The 16625-nt window shown below is 71.5% G+C and carries 15 protein-coding genes; 8 read left to right on the plus strand and 7 right to left on the minus strand.

The features are described from left to right. Positions 1-1000: 1000 nt before the first annotated feature. The 4 genes from ACZ3II_RS40805 to ACZ3II_RS40820 are packed head-to-tail and all read right to left on the minus strand — an operon-like array spanning position 1001 to position 5116. The gene (locus ACZ3II_RS40805) at positions 1001-2167 is read right to left on the minus strand and encodes a cytochrome P450 family protein (protein ID WP_465525734.1); all 1167 of its coding nucleotides are present in this window, start codon (positions 2165-2167) and stop codon (positions 1001-1003) included. A 31-nt stretch (positions 2168-2198) separates the two neighbouring features. Continuing rightward, on the minus strand, positions 2199-3422 hold the full coding sequence (locus ACZ3II_RS40810) for a multidrug effflux MFS transporter (RefSeq protein ID WP_465525736.1): 1224 nt from the start codon (positions 3420-3422) through the stop codon (positions 2199-2201). Positions 3423-3459: 37 nt separating this feature from the next. Continuing rightward, positions 3460-3738 carry a hypothetical protein gene (locus ACZ3II_RS40815; RefSeq protein ID WP_465525738.1) on the minus strand — a complete coding sequence of 93 codons (279 nt, stop codon included), beginning with the start codon at positions 3736-3738 and terminating at the stop codon, positions 3460-3462. Continuing rightward, positions 3728-5116 carry an alpha/beta hydrolase family protein gene (locus ACZ3II_RS40820; RefSeq protein WP_465525872.1) on the minus strand — a complete coding sequence of 463 codons (1389 nt, stop codon included), beginning with the start codon at positions 5114-5116 and terminating at the stop codon, positions 3728-3730. The genes ACZ3II_RS40815 and ACZ3II_RS40820 overlap by 11 nt, the downstream gene beginning before the upstream one ends. 374 nt (positions 5117-5490) lie before the next feature. On the opposite strand from ACZ3II_RS40820, the gene ACZ3II_RS40825 reads away from it, so the two are divergent. From ACZ3II_RS40825 to ACZ3II_RS40850, 6 genes are all read left to right on the plus strand, one after another. Continuing rightward, the gene (locus ACZ3II_RS40825; protein ID WP_465525740.1) at positions 5491-6633 is read left to right on the plus strand and encodes an alpha/beta hydrolase family protein; all 1143 of its coding nucleotides are present in this window, start codon (positions 5491-5493) and stop codon (positions 6631-6633) included. 19 nt (positions 6634-6652) lie between these two features. Further along, positions 6653-7825 carry a sensor histidine kinase gene (locus ACZ3II_RS40830; RefSeq protein WP_465525742.1) on the plus strand — a complete coding sequence of 391 codons (1173 nt, stop codon included), beginning with the start codon at positions 6653-6655 and terminating at the stop codon, positions 7823-7825. A 40-nt stretch (positions 7826-7865) separates the two neighbouring features. Further along, positions 7866-8522 (plus strand): response regulator, encoded by a 657-nt coding sequence (locus ACZ3II_RS40835; protein WP_465525743.1) that lies wholly within the window; start codon positions 7866-7868, stop codon positions 8520-8522. A gap of 11 nt (positions 8523-8533) precedes the next feature. After that, positions 8534-9376: an alpha/beta hydrolase gene (locus ACZ3II_RS40840; protein WP_465525745.1), complete on the plus strand. Its 843-nt coding sequence runs from the start codon at positions 8534-8536 to the stop codon at positions 9374-9376. Positions 9377-9434: 58 nt separating this feature from the next. Further along, positions 9435-10439, plus strand: coding sequence for a TIGR01777 family oxidoreductase (locus ACZ3II_RS40845; protein WP_465525747.1), 1005 nt, complete (start codon positions 9435-9437; stop codon positions 10437-10439). Between the two features lie 63 nt (positions 10440-10502). Further along, entirely contained in the window at positions 10503-11087 is a 585-nt protein-coding gene (locus tag ACZ3II_RS40850) for a suppressor of fused domain protein (protein WP_465525749.1), read from the plus strand. 731 nt (positions 11088-11818) lie between these two features. Here ACZ3II_RS40850 and ACZ3II_RS40855 read toward each other — a convergent pair. Both ACZ3II_RS40855 and ACZ3II_RS40860 read right to left on the minus strand, forming a co-directional pair. Further along, positions 11819-12403 (minus strand): hypothetical protein, encoded by a 585-nt coding sequence (locus tag ACZ3II_RS40855; RefSeq protein WP_465525751.1) that lies wholly within the window; start codon positions 12401-12403, stop codon positions 11819-11821. Positions 12404-12487: 84 nt separating this feature from the next. After that, positions 12488-13378: a hypothetical protein gene (locus ACZ3II_RS40860; RefSeq protein ID WP_465525753.1), complete on the minus strand. Its 891-nt coding sequence runs from the start codon at positions 13376-13378 to the stop codon at positions 12488-12490. Between the two features lie 104 nt (positions 13379-13482). Between ACZ3II_RS40860 and ACZ3II_RS40865 the strand changes: the two genes are divergently transcribed. Continuing rightward, positions 13483-14445 (plus strand): cation diffusion facilitator family transporter, encoded by a 963-nt coding sequence (locus tag ACZ3II_RS40865; protein ID WP_465525755.1) that lies wholly within the window; start codon positions 13483-13485, stop codon positions 14443-14445. On the opposite strand, the gene ACZ3II_RS40870 is transcribed toward ACZ3II_RS40865, so the two are convergent. Further along, positions 14357-14983, minus strand: coding sequence for a pectinesterase family protein (locus ACZ3II_RS40870; protein ID WP_465525757.1), 627 nt, complete (start codon positions 14981-14983; stop codon positions 14357-14359). The genes ACZ3II_RS40865 and ACZ3II_RS40870 overlap by 89 nt on opposite strands. Positions 14984-15095: 112 nt before the next feature. Between ACZ3II_RS40870 and ACZ3II_RS40875 the strand changes: the two genes are divergently transcribed. Then, a complete protein-coding gene (locus ACZ3II_RS40875) occupies positions 15096-16556 on the plus strand; it encodes a peptide MFS transporter (RefSeq protein WP_465525759.1) in 1461 nt (486 codons plus the stop codon). The last annotated feature ends 69 nt before the right edge of the window (positions 16557-16625 follow it).

A 16625-nucleotide genomic window follows, 5' to 3' on the forward strand; every position in this document is an offset into this window, starting at 1 on the left:
GGTCCACGATCTCTGCGGTCATCACTCACAGTGCCCATCCCGCCGGATCGAAGTCCGGCGAATCGGGCCAGAAACACCGTTCGTGGCACAGTCCCCCCACCCTCCGCGATCCAGGCGAGTGCCTGCGTCGGGTGAGGTAAGCCCCCACTCCGATCGGGGCAAGCGCCGGCGCCGCTTGAGGTGAGCGCGCTTTCCCATCGAGGCGAGCGCCTGCGGCGATCCAGGCACCGGCTTGCCCGAAACAGCCAAGCGTGCCGAGTGAGGCGAGGCGCATGCGTGCGATCGGGTATGCCCGGCCATCGAGCCGACCGTTGCTCGCGATCTTGTGCCTTTTGTGCCGATGCCTCAAGTTCAGGGCCGGCAAGGTCCGCGATCTTGGGGAGGTGGCACCACGGCAGGACGCACAAGATTGAAATGCCGCTCCTTCTTGTGCTTTCCGTTCCGGGATCGCGGCATGTCTTGCCCAAGATCGTGGGACTTGTTGTTCTTGGTCAGCAAATGCCGGTGCGGATCGCACAAGATCGCGGCAGGCGACCGTTTGCGGCGATCGCCAGCGTGCCGGACTACCGATCTGGGGCAGGTCAGATCGCCGATCCGTCGGTCTGCCGGATTGCTGGTTCGCCGGTCCGTTGAATCGCTGGATCGCTGTCAGTCTGTCCGCCGGTTCGCTTGTCCGCCGGTTCGCCGGATCGCATGCCCGGCGGATCGGCGGATCGGCGGATCGCTGTTCGCTGGATTGCCGGTCAGCCGAATGGCGGTTTTCATGATCAACTGAGTGGTGTTGCGCTCGCGATCGACTCAGTTGAGCGGCAGATCAGGGTGCTCGGGTGAGGCGAATTGTCCATAAGCCGGGTGCAGGCACGGTGCTCCTGCCCGAGATCGCGAGACTTGCCGATCTTGGGCAGGAGCGGTGGTGGGGGTTCCTGGTTCGGGATCGAGGACGCTGATGGTGAGCCGTCGGATCTGCTGTGCAGGGTGGGTGGCGGGGACCGGCGAGATGTCAGAGGGTGACGGGCAGCTCGGACAGGCCGCGGATCAGGAGGCCCGGACGCCAGCGCAGCGTGTCCGGGTCGGTGGCCAACCGCATGTTCGGGAAGCGGTCGAGCAGGCCGGTGAAAGCGATCTGCGCCTCCAGCCTGGCCAGCGGCGCGCCGAGGCAGTAGTGGATGCCGTGGCCGAAGGCCAGGTGCGCGTTCTGGGCGCGGTCCAGCTGCAGTGAAGCGGCGTCGGGGAAACGGTCCTCGTCACGGTTGGCCGACAGCAGGGAGATGATGACGGGGTCGCCGTGGCCGATGGTGACGTCGCCGATCGGGATGGTGTCGGTGGCGATGCGGAACGTGGAGGTTTCGACCGGGCCCTCGTACCGTAGGAATTCCTCGATGGCGCTGGGCAGCAGGTCGCGCTGGGACCGCAACCGCTCCCACTGCTCGCGGTCGCGCAGGAGCAGCCAGGCGCCGTTGCCGATCAGGTTCACGGTGGTCTCGTGACCGGCGATGAGCAGCAGGAACACCATCGAGGACAGCTCGTCCTCGGTGAGCCGGTCCTCGGCGTCGCGGACCTGGATGAGGCCGCTGAGCAGGTCGTCGCCGGGATTCTTGCGGCGGTCGGTGAGCAGCTCGCCGATGTAGGCGATCATCGCGTCGACCGAGGGCAGCAGGCGGTCGCCGGCGAGCGCGCCGGCGACGATGTCGTTGGACCAGGCGCGGAACGAGTCGCGGTCGGCGGCGGGCACGCCGAGCAGCTCGCAGATCACCTGGATCGGCAGCGGGAAGGCGAACGTGTCGATCAGGTCGGCCCGTTCCCGGCCGTCGAGCGCGTCCAGCAGCCCGGTGGTGATCTCCTCGATCCGGGGGCGGAGCGCCTCGATGCGGCGGGCGGTGAAGGCGGCCGACACGAGACGGCGCAGCCGGGTGTGGTCGGGTGGGTCGGTGGCGAGCATGTGCCGGGTGATCGCGGCCCGGACGTCGGCCTGGTTGGTAGCACCGGCCGGGATGCTCTTGGACAGGCGCGGGTCGCTGAGCAGGCGGCGGGCGTCGTCGTAGCGGGTGACGAGCCAGACCGGTATCCCGTTCGGCAGCCGCACCCGCCGGATCGGGCCGGTGCGGCGCAGGTCCGCGTACACCGGATGGGGGTTGTCCTGGAATGCCGGGTCGGTGAAATCGATCATCAGCAACCTCCGGGCCGCACGGGTAACCGATTTACGACAATACGCGTCGATGCGTGTCCCGTGGGGCCGATGACCGGATGGTGATGGCACACATCAGGACGAAAGCGGCGGCGAAGAACACGCTCATCGCCACTGCCATCGGGAGCAGCGTGTCGTACCCGAACAGGCCCGTCAGCGGGGTGACCGCGGCCGCGGTGACGAAGACCAGGCCGCCCTGCAGCGCCGAGGCGGTCCCGGCGGAGTGGCGCCCGGCCTCCTGGCCCAGGGCGGTCGCGGCCGGGATCGCGAAACCCATCCCGCCGACCACGAGGCTGAGCAGCACCCACGGCACGGCCAGCGGCGCGTGTTCCGGCCCGGCGAGCGCCGCCACCGGCAGCCCGGCCGCGCCGATCGTGGACACGGTGATGCCGATCGCCCGCAGCCGGACCGCGCCGGCGCGCACCACGAGCAGCCGGAACAGCAGGCTGAACAGGGCCATCGCGGCGGCGTTGGTGGCGAAGACGACGGTGTAGCGGGTGGCGCTGATGTCGTACACCGAGCGCAGCACGAACGCCGACCCGCCGATGTAGGTGAAGAACCCGGCGCTGGCCAGGCACTGCAGCAGCACGTGCCGCATGAAGTTCCAGTCCCGCAGCAGCCCGGACATCCGGCCGCCCAGCGCGCGCAGCCCGGCCGGGTGCCGGGCGTCCGGCGGGAGGGTCTCCGGCACGCCGAGGACGACGGCGACGGCCATCAGCACGCCGAGGGCGGTGAGCGCGGCGAAGACGGTACGCCAGGTGCCGTGCGCCAGGATCAGCCCGCCGGCGGCCGGGGCGATGATCGGGCCGAGGAAGGTGAACGACGAGATCAGGCCGAACGTGGCGGCGGCCCGGTCACCGTGGTGGGTGTCGGTGACGACGGCGCGGCCCAGCGCCACCCCGCCACCGGCGACGGCGCCCTGCACCAGCCGGGCGGCGACCAGCAGCGTGCCGTCGGGGCTGAGCCCGCACACCACCGACAGCACGGCGAACGCCACACTGCAGGCGATCAGCAGGCGGCGGCGCCCGTACGCGTCACTCAGCGGCCCGAGCAGGAACTGACCGGCCGCCATGCCCACGATGAACGCGGTCAGCGTGAGCTGGGCGACCGTCGCGCTGGTGTGCAGGGATCGCTGCAGTTCCGGCAGCCCGGCGATGTACGTGTCGGTGGCGAAAGGGCCGACGCCCATCACCAGGATCAGGGCGATCAGGGCAGGCCGCCGGGTCGGGGACGTCACGGCGGCTCCTCGGATCGTGCGCTCGGTCGGGGGGACCTTACCCCGATGGATCAACGGCACTCGGCCACCAGTCGTCCGGATCGGTGGCGCGGATCTCCTCGAGGAGCGCGCGGCCCACGTCGGTCCGGATCGACGCCGCGAGAAAGTCGAACCAGCGGTCCCGTAGTTCCGGCCGTTCCGGCAGGCTCTCCTTGACGTGCAGCACCGACTCCAGCACGTCGGCGTCGCGGGCGATCAGCGCCTCCGCCGAGTCCTGCGCGTGGTCCGCTTGAGGGCGCCGGCCTCGTAGAAGAAGTCCGCGGTGCTCATCGCCCACCACCGTATCGCCTCAGCTCGCCGTGGCCGGACAGGGTCGCGGCCAGGTCGGTGGACCGGCCGCGCAGGGTGGCGTCGAGGAACGCGGCGCACGTCTCCGTGGTCATCCGGACGCTTCCGGCACGGCCGAGGGAACCGGTCAGGGCGGGCGCCGGCGGCAGGTAGAGCGGCGCGTCGGTGAAGGTGAGATGGGCGCTGCCGGGCACGGTGAGGAGGTACCCGGGGGCCGTGCTCCGCTCCAGCACCGACGACAGCAGCGACAGATACGCGGTGTCGGCCTGGTCGGTGATCTCGTGGGTGAGGGCCAGCACCGGCTGCCGCAGCGGGCCCTGGTCCGGTTCGGGCCCGCCGTCGAGGTTGATCACGGCGGTGAACCGGCTGTCCTGTTCGGCGGCGCGCAGGGCGGCGGCCCCGCCGACGGAGTGGCCGGTCGCGGCTGCGCGGGTGGTGTCGAGGCGACCGGTGAACGGCCCGGCGAGCGCGCCGGAGTCGAGCCGTTCGAGCTGGGTGAGGACGAACCGCAGGTCGGCGGCGCGTACCGCGACCCAGCCGGCCCGGCGCCGGGCGTCCTCCTCGCGGTTCCCGGCGGAGGCGACCCGGGTCTGCACCGTACGGCCGTCACCGAGCACGACCGCCGCGGAGTCGTACGGGTGGTCCACGCCCGCGACCACGTACCCCCGGCTGGCCAGGTCTTCGGCCCACGCCGTGTTCTGTGTACGCGGCCCGCCGAGCCCGGGCGAGAACAGCAGGACCGGGAACCGGCCGGCCGACGGGACCGCGTCGAACGTCGCGTGACTGTGCGCGCGGGCCGGCCCGTCCAGCAGGAACGCCGGCGCGCCCAGATAGCCGGCCACCGCCCCCGCGACGGTGTCCGCCTCCTGCCGGTTCCGGCCCAGGTACTGCGCGGGCTTGCCGCGCGTGCCGGACGGGTACCAGAGCTGGACGACCACGGTGCGCCGGTCGGCGGTGTCCGGGGTGGCCGGCTCGCCACGGCCGGGATCGGTCCACTCCAGCACGGTGGTGCCGACCGCGGACGGCCCCGACGGCTGCGGGAACTCCGGGATCGGCAGCGCCCAGCCCGCGCCCGCCCCGGCAGCGACGAGACCCAGGCACAGCACCGATCCGGTCACGGCGACCCACCGGCGGGACAGCCAGCCCGCGGCGAACGCCATCACGAACAGCACGTCGGCGGCCAGCACCGGCAGCAGCTGCCAGCGCATGCCGGGCAGGGCCAGGAGAGCGCCGACGGCGATGACGCCGGCCGCGGTGAGCGCGGTCCGGCGGCGGAGTGGCGGCGGCAGCCACCGGCTCATGATGAGGACCGTCGAGGCGAGCACCACGACGAGTTCCCGTACGGACAGGTGGAGGCCAGGGATCATGTCGGTCACGGCCAGGATCGTGGTACGTCCGTACTGAGAGTCCGCTGAGGACCGGCGTCGTCCGCGCCGGATGATTCGCGTCACCCCGCCGTCCCCTAACGTCCAGCGGGTGACCAGCGAGGACGAGCTTCTCCAGCTGCTCGTGCCGTTGACGGAGACACTGCTCGGCTCCCGTTTCGAGGGCACGATGCGGTGCGAGACGATCGTCCGCGAGGTCGCCGGGGCGCGGTGGCGGTCACCGGCAGGACGAAGCGCTGACGTTCTCCTCCGCCGGAGGTGGGAAGCGGGACTTGCTGCCTGCGACGGATGTGGCCGGCCGGGGCCGGGCGGCAGGCTCTGCGGTGTCGAGAACGACGCCGAACTGGGAGAACAACGTGACGTTGAAGAGAGTCGCCGTGCTGGCCGCTGCCGCGGTCACCATCGGCGTGGCGCCGCTGGCCCACGCCCAGGCGACGGGGAAGCCGGCAGGCGAGTGGGCGGGGATCGTCCGGGAGCCGGTGACGATCCCGATGGACGGCGGCTGGGCGGCGCACGGGGAGTTCACCTACCCGAAGGGCGCCAAGGGCCGCCTGCCGGTCGTGGTGCTGCTGCACGGCAGCGGTTACCACGACATGGATCAGACGCTCGCCCCGAACGCTGCCACGCTGCGGTCGGTCGCCCGGTCGGTGAACCGGGGCGGTTTCGCGGTGCTGCGCTTCAACAAGCGCGGCGTGATCGGGGTGGGCCCGCGGCTCAGCGACGATCCGGCGCTGCTGGACCCGGAGAAGCCCTACCAGCAGACGGTACGGGACGCGGCCGCCGCCGTCCGGTTCGCCGCCGCGTCGAAGCGGGCCGACCCGGCCAAGATCTTCCTGCTCGGGCACAGCGAGGGCACCCAGGTCGCCGGGAACCTGGCCGCCGACCCGCGCGGTCACGGCATCACCCGGCCGGCCGGGGTCGTCGCGATGGGGGTGGTCGCCGGCGCCCCGCGGCAGGTCCTCTACTACCAGGCCGTGGGCCGCACGCTGGGACAACTGCACGAGGAGTTCGACTTCGACGGCGACGGCAGGCTGACCGCGGCGGAGACGGCGCACGGGGCCGAGCAGTTCCGGGCCGTGCTGACCGACCCGGCCACCGACGCGAACGGCGACGGCGAACTGGCCATCGACACCGAGATCGAACCCGTCGTCCGCGCCGCCGTGGGCTTCGACGACTTCCCGAACCTGCCGGGCATGCCCCCGCGCTTCGCCAGATATGTGACCGACATCGGCCGCTTCAAGACCCCGGATCAGGAGCTTCCCCGGTACGGGGGACCGGTGCTCCTGCTCCACGGCCGGACCGACACCCAGACCGTTGTTCGCGGGGCGGCCCTCACCGACGCCGCGCTCGCCGCCGCCGGAAACCGGGACCATACCCTGATCACCTATCCCGGTGTCGGTCACCTGATGAACGTGACGCCGAAGTACCAGCCGGCGCCCGGCAACCCGGACCCGATGGTGCTGCGCGACCTCAGCGCCTGGCTGACCGCGCACCGCTGAACCGTGTCGAAGGGGCCGGATGCGTACCACGCTCGTTGCGGACGGCGGCCTGGCCGTGGCCGCCGTGCCGTTCACCGCGGCGCTGCTCTGGATCTCCGGCCCCGCCGGCCTGCCCGGCACGCTCCTGCTGGTGCTGGTGGCCGTACAGACGTTGCTGATCGGTCTGCGCCGGACCGTCCCGGTGTGGTGCCTGACGCTGATGCTGGCGCTGCAGGTCGCGATCGCGGCCGCGGCGCCGCACGGCACCGGGGTGCGCGGGACCGGCCTCGCCGTCGCCGTCTACACCTGCGGCGCGCTGCTGGCCACGCGTGCCGCCGTGCTTCTCGCGGTGCTCACCGCCGTGGTGGAGATCGGCGGGTACGCCGTCCTGAGCCTGGCGCCGCTGCGGGACCCGGCGGCCGACCTGACCCGGATCGGCCTGCACCTGGTGCTGTCGCTGCTGCTGTACGTCGGCGCGGCGCTGCTCGGCGCGCACCTGACGATGCGGCGCCGGTACGCCGAGGTGGTCGCGACCGGCGCCGCCGCCGACGCCGAGGCGCACCGGGCCCGGACCGAGGCGGTGCTGACCGCCGAACGCGCCCGCACCGCCCGTGAGCTGCACGACGTGGCCGCGCACCACCTGACCTCACTGATCGTGCAGGCCACCCTGGTCGAACGGCTGCTGGACCGGGACCCGGAAGCGGCCCGCCGGCATGCGGCAGCGGTCCGCGAGGAGGGCCGGAACACCCTGCACAACCTGCGGCTGATCGTCGGCGCGCTACGGGACGGCGACGGCGCCGACCCGCACCTGCCGGACGGCAGCGGCCTTGCGATGATCGACCGGCTGGTGTCCGGCGGCGAGGCCGTGCTCAGCGTCGACGGTGTCCCCGGCGTCCGGGATCCGGCAGTGGAGCTGGCGCTGTACCGGGTGGCGCAGGAGGCGCTGACCAACGCGCGCGACCACGCGCCCGGGGCGCCGGTGACGATCGCGCTCGCCTACCGGGACTCGGAGACCACGATGGAGATCCACAACGGGCCGCGGTCCGGCGGCCCGCCCGCGCCCCGCGGCTCCGCGCGCGGGCGCCGCGGCTTCGGCCTGCTCGGCATGCGCGAACGCGCCTCGCTGATCGGCGCGGCTCTGGACGCCGGACCCGCCCCGGACGGTGGCTGGCGGGTCCGCCTGACCGTCCCGCACCCCGGTGACCGTTCATGATCAGGGTGCCGCTCATCGTTCCGTCCACCCGGGGCCGCTCATGATCAGGGTGCTGCTCGCGGATGATCAGCCGATGTTGCGGGCCGGGTTCCGGTCGCTGCTCGAACTCGCCGGGGACATCACCGTGGTGGGGGAGGCCGCCGACGGTCCCACCGCCGTCCGGATGGCCCGGCAGCTGCGGCCCGACGTGGTGTGCATGGACGTGCGGATGCCCGGCGGCGACGGCCTGACCGCGACCCGGGCCATCGCCGGCGGCCCCGATCCGGCGCCCGCGGTGCTGGTGCTGACCACCTACGAGCTGGACGAGTACGTGTTCGGCGCGCTCGAAGCCGGCGCCAGCGGGTTCCTGCTCAAGGACGCCGAGGTGGACACCCTGATCGACGCGGTCCGCCGGCTCGCCGCCGGGCACGCGATGGTCGACCACACGGTGACCCGCCGGGTGATCACCGAGTTCGCCCGGCGCCGCTCCGCCACCCCGGCCGGTCCCGGGCCGGACCTGCTCACGGCCCGCGAGGCGGAGATCGTCCGGCTGCTGGCCGACGGCAGGTCCAATGCGGAGATCGCCGCCGAGCTGGTGGTCGAGGTGAGCACGGTGAAGAGCCATCTGAGCCGGGCGATGACCAAGATCGGCGCGCGGGACCGGGTGCAGACGGTGGTCTGGGCGTACCGGTCCGGCCTGCTGCCTCTAGAAGGGTGACAGAAGAAGGCATGATCGAGAACAAGGTGACGTGGCGTGCCCGGACGGTGGCCGGTCGGCACGGGACGGTGCGCACCCGGGAGTATCTGCCGGCGGTGCCGCGGCCGGACGCCGAGGTGGTCGTCTGGGCGCACGGCGGGGCGTACGTCGGCGGCAATCTGCGGATGGCCGAGTCGCACGCCGTCGCCCTGGACATCGCGCGGACCGGGCGTCCGGTGGTCGCCGTCGACTACCGCAAGGTGTCGATGCTGCCGCTCCTGCTGCCGAAACGCCGGATCCGGCCGCACCGCAACAACTTCCCGGTGCCGGTCGACGACGTCCTCGACGCCTATCTCGACACCGTCCGCCGTTATCCGGGGCGCCGGCACGTGCTGGGCGGGGCCAGCGCCGGGGCGAACCTGGCCGCCTCCGCCACGCTGCGCGCCGCGGAGCATCGGCCGGAGGGGCTGATCCTGGCGTACGGCGCCTTCCACGCTGAGCTGCCGCCGATCTCCGGCGAGCTGCGGGCGAGCATCGACGCGTCGGCGATCAAACGACAGTTCACCGCGGAGGTGTACCGGCGGATCACCCTCAACTTCGTCGGTGTGGAGTCGCTGCTCGAGGATCCGGCGCTGGCTCCCGCCACAGCGCCGGTCGAGCCGATCCCGCCGACCCTGTTCGTCGACGCGGAGGCCGACACGCTGCGGGCGTCCAGCGAACGGTACGCGCGGCGGCTGCGTACCGAAGGCGTCCCGGTGTCGGCGAGTTTCGTGCCCGGCAGCGCGCACGGCTTCCTCAACAAGCCGGCGACCGAGCAGTTCCGGCAGGGCCTCGCGCTGATCCGGGGGTGGCTGGACGAGCCGGCCCGGTGTTGAGCGATCGCTCAAAGCGCTCTATCCTGCGTTTGAGCGACCGCTCAACAGAGGAGCCGCAATGAAGATCGTCATTCCCGGTGGAACCGGACAGGTCGGCGCCGTCCTGGACCGGGCGCTGACCGCCCGGGGCCACGACGTCGTGATCCTGACCCGCTCACCCCGAGGGGAACGGCAGGTCCACTGGGACGGTGTCACCCGCGGTGACTGGGTCGAGGAGATCGACGGCAGCGACGTCGTGATCAACCTGGCCGGGCGCAGCGTCTCCTGCCGGTACACCCCGGAGAACCTGAACGCCATGATGACCTCCCGGGTGGAGTCGGCCCGGATCGTCGGCGAGGCCATCACGGCCGCGGCCCGGCCACCCCGGGTGTGGCTGCAGATGAGCACCGCGACGATCTACGCGCACCGGTTCGACGCCGCCAACGACGAGCGCGACGGCGTGATCGGCGGCGACGAACCGGGCGTCCCCGGGTACTGGGAGTACAGCATCCGGATCGCCCGCAACTGGGAGGCCGCCCAGGAACAGGCGGTCACTCCGCACACCCGCAAGGTCGCGCTGCGGTCCGCGATGGTGATGAGCCCGGACCGGGGCGGCGTGTTCGACGTGCTCAGCCGGCTGGCGCGGCTCGGGCTGGGCGGGCCGGTGGGCGGCGGCCGGCAGTACGTCTCCTGGATCCACGAACACGACTTCGCCCGCGCCGTCGAGTTCCTGATCGACCGCGACGACCTGTCCGGGCCGGTCAACCTGGCCGCGCCCGGCCCGCTGCCGCAGCGGGACTTCATGCGCGACCTGCGGGCGGGCTGGCGGATGCCGATCGGCCTGCCGGCCACCCGGTGGATGGCGGAGATCGGCGCGTTCGCCCTCCGCACCGACACCGAGCTGCTGCTGAAGAGCCGCCGCGTCGTCCCCGGCCGTCTCCTCGACGCCGGCTTCACCTTCGACCACCCGGACTGGCGGCCCGCGGCCGCGGAACTGGTGTCCCGCCGCCACGGTCACCCCCGGCCGGTTCTCACGGCTGTCTCGGGTGCCCCGGAGGCGGCTGTCGACGTGGGTCCTGCATGATGGTCGAGATCATCATGGGCCGGCGCCGAAATGCGCGGGCGCCTCGGGCGAGGAGTTGCTGCCGTGACACCGACTCGCCGGCGCCGGTTGGCGGCTGCGGAGACAATCGAAGCTCACATCCGGCGTTTCTTCGCGGGGCATGACGTCGAAGTCATCGAATACGACCTGGGATTCGGCCGCCGGAGACGGGTTCCCGGCTTCCGAGTCCTGGTGGTCGCGCCAGGACCTCGGAGCAACAGCTGGGCGTACGTCACCGTTGGTTGCTGGTCGGCTTTCCATGTCGACGGTCACGGGCTCGAATTCGTGATGACATCGAGAAAGCGTGAGACCGCCGTCATCGATCTGATCGCCATGGCCGCCTATTACCACCCCCGGCACCATCTGGATCATTGGCACACGATGCCGATCGGCGGCCCCTGGCTCCCGGGCTCGGCATGTGACCACCTGCTGGTGAGTCTTCCGTACCTGCACGGGCCTGACCTCGAGCGATGTGTGCTGCCGCAAGGGCATGCCCGCCTGTTGTGGCTGTTACCGATAACCGCGGACGAGAAGGCGTTCCGGCAGCGGCACGACACCGAGGCCCTCGAGCAACGGTTCGATGATGCCGGGATCGATCCCACGGATCCGCTACGCGCATCGGTTGCCTGACAGCGTCCGCTTTCTCTTGCCATACCGGTATTCGGCCTGACGGTGCCTCTACCTTGCGCCATGCCTGCGCCCGGTCTCGCAATCGCCGATGTAGCCGATCTGCCTCCCGCCTCACGACGCGGGCAACATCGGATTGGTGATCACCGCGCTGGTTCTGATCGGTGTGGGCGTCCTTGCCCGTACCGCGATGGAGCCGCTCACCTCGTACGCCTGCGAGTTCGCCGGCTCGCAGACCGAGGAAGAAGAGGCCGTCGCTCGGGACCTCTGCCACCGCGAAGCCTTGACGAGGTCAACCGCAAGCCATTGCCGAACTCCCGCTCTCTGGCGGGGCTTGCGTCGTCACCTACGCCGAGATAGGCGACGGCCCTCACTCCGCAGCCGTCGGCAGGCTCTCCACAGCGGTCGCTGCCTGGTGCTCCGAAGCCCGAGCGGTGACACGCACGTAGTTGCCGCCGCCCGTTCCTTGGGCCGCTCGATCTCCGGGGCAGCAGGATACGCGATCAAGGCACGCTGACTCCGACCGCAAGGTCTTTCTGCGTCGAGAACCTTGCGGGCTTTGGGGACGTCCCAGTGAGGCGTAGGAGTCGACATGCTTGACTGTGTATGTTTCGCCGCCACACGGCTGACCGTCGCTACGTCTAGATGGCGCTGCTGCAGGCCGATCTCCGTAGTCACCGCAGCCTCGGGGTCCTCATCAGCGTCCTGGGCGGTCCACCGGCTCCACCGTCGCGTCAGAAGATCGGGTCGCCGGCGAACAGGCGGGCCCGGAGGTTGGCGGCGATCGAGATCTCTTCCCGCAGGCCGGGGTCGAGGCCGTCGCGTACCTGGGGCGCCAGGTCGGCGACCGTACGTGGCGAGCCGTCCTCCCGCAGCACGAACTCCCGCCGGGCCCGGTCGTACAGCGCGACCACCGGCCCGCGTACGTGCGCCAGCAGGGCGTCCGGGCCGGCCGGTGACTCGGCCTGGTGGCCGGCCACCTCGAACAGCCCTTCGGTCACCCCGCCGAACAGCCACTCGCCGACCTCCACCACCCCGTCGACGACCAGCACGGCGTCGCCGAGGACCAGCCGGCGGGCCCGGAGCGTGCCGCGTACCACGTAGATGGCGTGCACGTAGGTGCCGAGGTCGAGGGTGCCGGCGACGGTCAGGCCGCCACCGAACACGACTGTCTCGAGTTCGTCGCGTTCCTCGCAGCGGGCCTCCGCGTCGAACTCGCCGACGGTGACCGGCGCTTCGTACAACTCGACCTCGTCGGTGTGCCCGGAGAACCAGGAGTTGCCGGTCAGTTCGTCTGCCTGTGACGCGAGGATCTTCATCGCAGTGCAGCCTAGGGCCACGAGCCGGCGGCGGCCGAGCCGCACCGCATCGATCTGCGGCCGGTGGCACCGTGGCAGGCGGCTTCAGCCAGGGGTCGCGGTGCGGCGGCGGATGGTGCCGGCGAGGACGATCAGGCCGGGCAGGGTGCCGAGGAGCAGGATCAACGGCTTGGGCCAGGTACGGATGTACGGCGCCACACCGCCCGCGAGAGGCTGCACGCCGTACCCGGTGATGTCGCAACCGACCAGGTAGGAACCGGCCGCCGGGACCGCGAACACCGCCACCCAGATCTCGGACGTGCCGTCGTGGTTGCCGTTGACCGGGACCGTCAGGGGTGTAGCCGGTTCGCCGTCGAGGCCCGGCCCGCTGATCCGGCAGCCGGGCGTCTCCTTGATGAAGTCGCGGCGGATGATGCCGTACCGGCCGGCTGCCGGCGCCTGCACGGGACGCCCGGCCGGCGCGTATCCGCGATGGTCCGGAACCCCGTGCAGCACGGCGACGTCGGTGGCGGGCAGGATCAGGACGCCACCGAGAGCGGCCAGCAGAGCCCCGGCGACATACCGGTAGGGGCCGGGGCGTCGATCCCACCCGGACAGCCCCACCGCATATCCGGCGACTCCGCCCACCGCCGCCACCGGCAGCATGGCGAACCGCTCCGCGCCCACCGGATCGGGCAACGGGACGGCCCACCGGTAGATGAGCAGCGCCGACGCCAGGTACAACACCCCGGTCACCGTGGCTGCCAGCACCGCCGACCCGAACCCGGCCGCGCTCCGCCGGCGACCCGTTTCCGCCGTCCACCGGGCCGCAGCGGCAGCCCCGGCCACCGGCAGGGTCAGCCACGTCCAGCGGAAGACCTCGCCGCCCTCCGGCGGCACCTCGACGATCGTGGCGTCGGCGAGGATCGCCACCGGCACCGCCAGCAGGAACAGCATCGCCCACACCGCAGGGCCGGGCACCATCTTCCGCACCACCACACCCGATGCTAGGTCGGCAACTCCGGCGGATTGAGGTCTTCCTGCCTTTCCGGGCGGCCGGGCGCACGCTTAACCTCGGCGATGACGGGAGGCGGCGAGCGGTGACGGGTACGGACGGTGCGGCGTTGCAGGAGCCGGCGGGCCCGGTCGATCTGACCCGGTACGCCTGGCTGTCCATCGGCACGGCGGTCGCGACGATCGCGTTGAAGGCGGTCGCGTACCTGGTGACCGGCTCGGTGGGGCTGCTGTCGGACGCCGCCGAGTCGGTGGTGAACCTGGTCGCCGCGATCATCGCCCTGATCGCGCTGACCGTGGCGGCCCGCCCGGCCGACGCGAACCACCACTACGGGCACGGCAAGGCGGAGTACTTCTCGGCCGGCGCCGAAGGTCTGATGATCTTCGTGGCGGCGGCGTTCATCATGGTCAGCGCGGTGCAGCGGTTCATCACCCCGGTTCCTCTGGAGCGGGTCGGGGTCGGCCTGGCCGTCTCGACGGCGGCGACCGTGCTGAACCTCGCGGTCGGCCTGCTGCTGATCCGGGCGGGCCGCCGGCACCGGTCGGTGACCCTGAGCGCCGACGGGAAGCATCTGCTGACCGACGTGTGGACATCCGCCGGGGTGCTGGTGGGCGTACTCCTGGTGGGTCTGACCGGCTGGCAGCGGCTGGACCCGGTGGTGGCCGCGCTCGTCGGCCTCAACATCCTGGTCACCGGGGGCCGGATGGTGGCGCAGTCGGTCCGGGCGCTGCTGGACGAGGCGCTGGACCCGGCGGACCTGGCGCGGGTCATCGCGGCGCTGGACGGGTTCCGGGGCCCGGACGTGCGGTTCCACGGCCTGCAGACCCGGCAGTCCGGGCAGCACCGGTTCGTCTCGATGCACGTCCTGGTGCCCGGCCGGTGGACCGTGCAGCGCGGCCACGATCTCGCCGAACAGGTGGAGGCGGCGATCCGCGAGGCGCTGCCGGACAGCACCGTCTTCACGCACCTGGAGCCGCTGGAGGATCCGCGTGCCTACGACGACTACGCGTACGACGGTCACGACAACCGGCTGCCCCCGGTGCCGTGACCGTGATCCGGGGTCGGCCCACCGGGTTCCAGCCGTCCGAGCCCGCCAGGTACTTCTGCGGCGTGTAGTTCACCGCCTGCGCGTCGGTCAGCTGTGCCCGGTTGCTGTTCACCGTCGCGCCCGGGCCGGTGTTCCGGTACTCGTAGAAGCGGGCGTTCCTCCCCGAGTTGCCGGACATGTCGGTCCACTGCTGGGCGACCTTGATCGTGGCGCTCAGGTGGGACTCACGGACGGTCACCTGCCCGGCGGCGGCCCACGGCCGGCCGAGGTAGGTGACGTTGTCGGTCACACCGGTGATCGTCGACTTGTAGACGAGGAACCCGTACGCCTGGGTCGCAGGGGTGTTCGCCGCGGTGAGATAGCCGCCGGTGCTGCGCTTCTCGTGGATCGTGCAGGCGTGGACGCGTACGTTGCCCAGTCGCGCCCGGTCCCCGTACAACGCCAGCGCGAGCGCCTGCGACGACCCGTTGGCGGCCTCGTCGTAGTCGTTGCGGAACGTCAGGTTCTTGCCGTAGAACTCCCTGGCCTGCACGTACACCGGGGCCGATCCGGTGGTGCCGGCGGCTCATCTTTCGCAACGCGGAAAAGCGTGATGCGGGCGGGGTACGGGCATCCGTTTAGCACACCGGGTCGCGGGAACACGCCCATTCATGGACGTCAGCGCTTCCTCCCCGCAGCGGGACCGGTCGTTCTTCGGTCAGCCGCGCCCGCTGGCCAGCCTGTTCGGCGTGGAGCTGTGGGAGCGGTTCTCGTTCTACGGCATGCAGGGCATCCTGCTGATCTACCTCTACTACTCGGCTGCCGACGGCGGCCTCGGCATCAGCGAGAGCACCGCCACCAGCATCGTCGGCGCCTACGGGGGCGCGGTCTACCTGTCCACGATCCTCGGGGCCTGGACCGCCGACCGGCTGCTCGGCCCGGAACGCGTGCTGTTCCTCAGCGCCGTCCTGGTGATGGGCGGCCACATCGCCCTGGCGGCGCTGCCCGGCCTGGCCGGGGTGACCGCCGGGCTCATCCTGATCGCGATCGGCAGCGGCGGCGTCAAAGCCAACGCCACCTCCCTGGTCGGCACCCTGTACGCCGCTGACGACGAACGCCGCGACGCCGGCTTCTCCCTGTTCTACCTGGGCATCAACCTGGGCGCTCTGGCCGGGCCGCTGCTGACCGGCCTGCTGCAGAAGAACGCCGGCTTCCACTACGGCTTCGCGCTCGCCGCGGTCGGCATGGCCATCGGCCTGGCGCAGTACACCGTCGGCCGCCGCCGGCTGCCGCCCGAGGCCCGGGAGGTTCCGAACCCGCTTCCGGCCCGGTCCCGCCCGCTGGTCGCCGTGGCCGCTGTCGCGCTGGTGGCGGCGCTGGCGCTGCTCGCGGTCACCGGGGTGCTCGCCGCCGACCGGCTCGCCACCATCGTGGTCGTGGTCAGCGCGGCCGCCGCGGTCTGCTACTTCGTGGTCATCCTGAGCAGCCGCCGGATCACCGGCGTGGAACGGCGCCGGGTGTTCGCGTTCATCCCGATGTTCCTGGCCAGCGCCGCCTTCTGGTCGCTCTACCAGCAACAGTTCACGGTGGTCACGATCTACTCCGACCAGCGCCTGGACCGGACCCTGTTCGGCTGGGAGATGCCGGTGTCCTGGGTGCAGTCGATCAACCCGATCTTCATCATCGTGCTGTCCGGTGTGTTCGCCGCTCTCTGGACCAGGCTCGGCGACCGCCAGCCCACCACACCGATCAAGTTCGCCGCCGGAACCGTCATCATGGGCGTCGCCTTCCTGCTCTTCCTGCCGCTGGCCGGCGGCGGCCCGAACAGCGCGCCGCTGCTCGCCCTCGCCGGCATCCTGCTCGTCTTCACGATCGCCGAGCTGCTGCTCTCCCCGGTCGGGTTGTCGCTGTCCACGAAGCTCGCGCCGCGCGTCTTCCACACCCAGATGGTGGCGCTGTTCTTCCTGTCGGTCGCCCTGGGCACCGCAGCCTCCGGAACCCTCGCCGGCTACTACGACCCCGACTCCGAGACCCCGTACTTCGGCATCCTCGGCGCCATCGCGATCGTGCTGGGCCTGGCCCTGGCCGCCGCCGCGAAACCGATCAGCCGCCTGATGAGTGGCGTCCGCTGACCGGACTCCCGGACAATGCGGGGCTTCGGTTCGGCCGGTCTCCTTAAGGCAGTGCTCTGTCGCTTCAGC

It is taken from the genome of Actinoplanes sp. NPDC019969 (assembly GCF_055562375.1).

Bases quoted from the DNA above. Each gene is read 5' to 3' on its own strand.
- ACZ3II_RS40805 (WP_465525734.1), bottom strand. From the start codon at position 2,167: ATGATCGATTTCACCGACCCGGCATTCCAGGACAACCCCCATCCGGTG.
- ACZ3II_RS40820 (WP_465525872.1), bottom strand. From the start codon at position 5,116: ATGATCCCTGGCCTCCACCTGTCCGTACGGGAACTCGTCGTGGTGCTC.
- ACZ3II_RS40830 (WP_465525742.1), top strand. From the start codon at position 6,653: ATGCGTACCACGCTCGTTGCGGACGGCGGCCTGGCCGTGGCCGCCGTG.
- ACZ3II_RS40835 (WP_465525743.1), top strand. From the start codon at position 7,866: ATGATCAGGGTGCTGCTCGCGGATGATCAGCCGATGTTGCGGGCCGGG.
- ACZ3II_RS40840 (WP_465525745.1), top strand. From the start codon at position 8,534: ATGATCGAGAACAAGGTGACGTGGCGTGCCCGGACGGTGGCCGGTCGG.
- ACZ3II_RS40845 (WP_465525747.1), top strand. From the start codon at position 9,435: ATGAAGATCGTCATTCCCGGTGGAACCGGACAGGTCGGCGCCGTCCTG.
- ACZ3II_RS40855 (WP_465525751.1), bottom strand. From the start codon at position 12,403: ATGAAGATCCTCGCGTCACAGGCAGACGAACTGACCGGCAACTCCTGG.
- ACZ3II_RS40875 (WP_465525759.1), top strand. From the start codon at position 15,096: ATGGACGTCAGCGCTTCCTCCCCGCAGCGGGACCGGTCGTTCTTCGGT.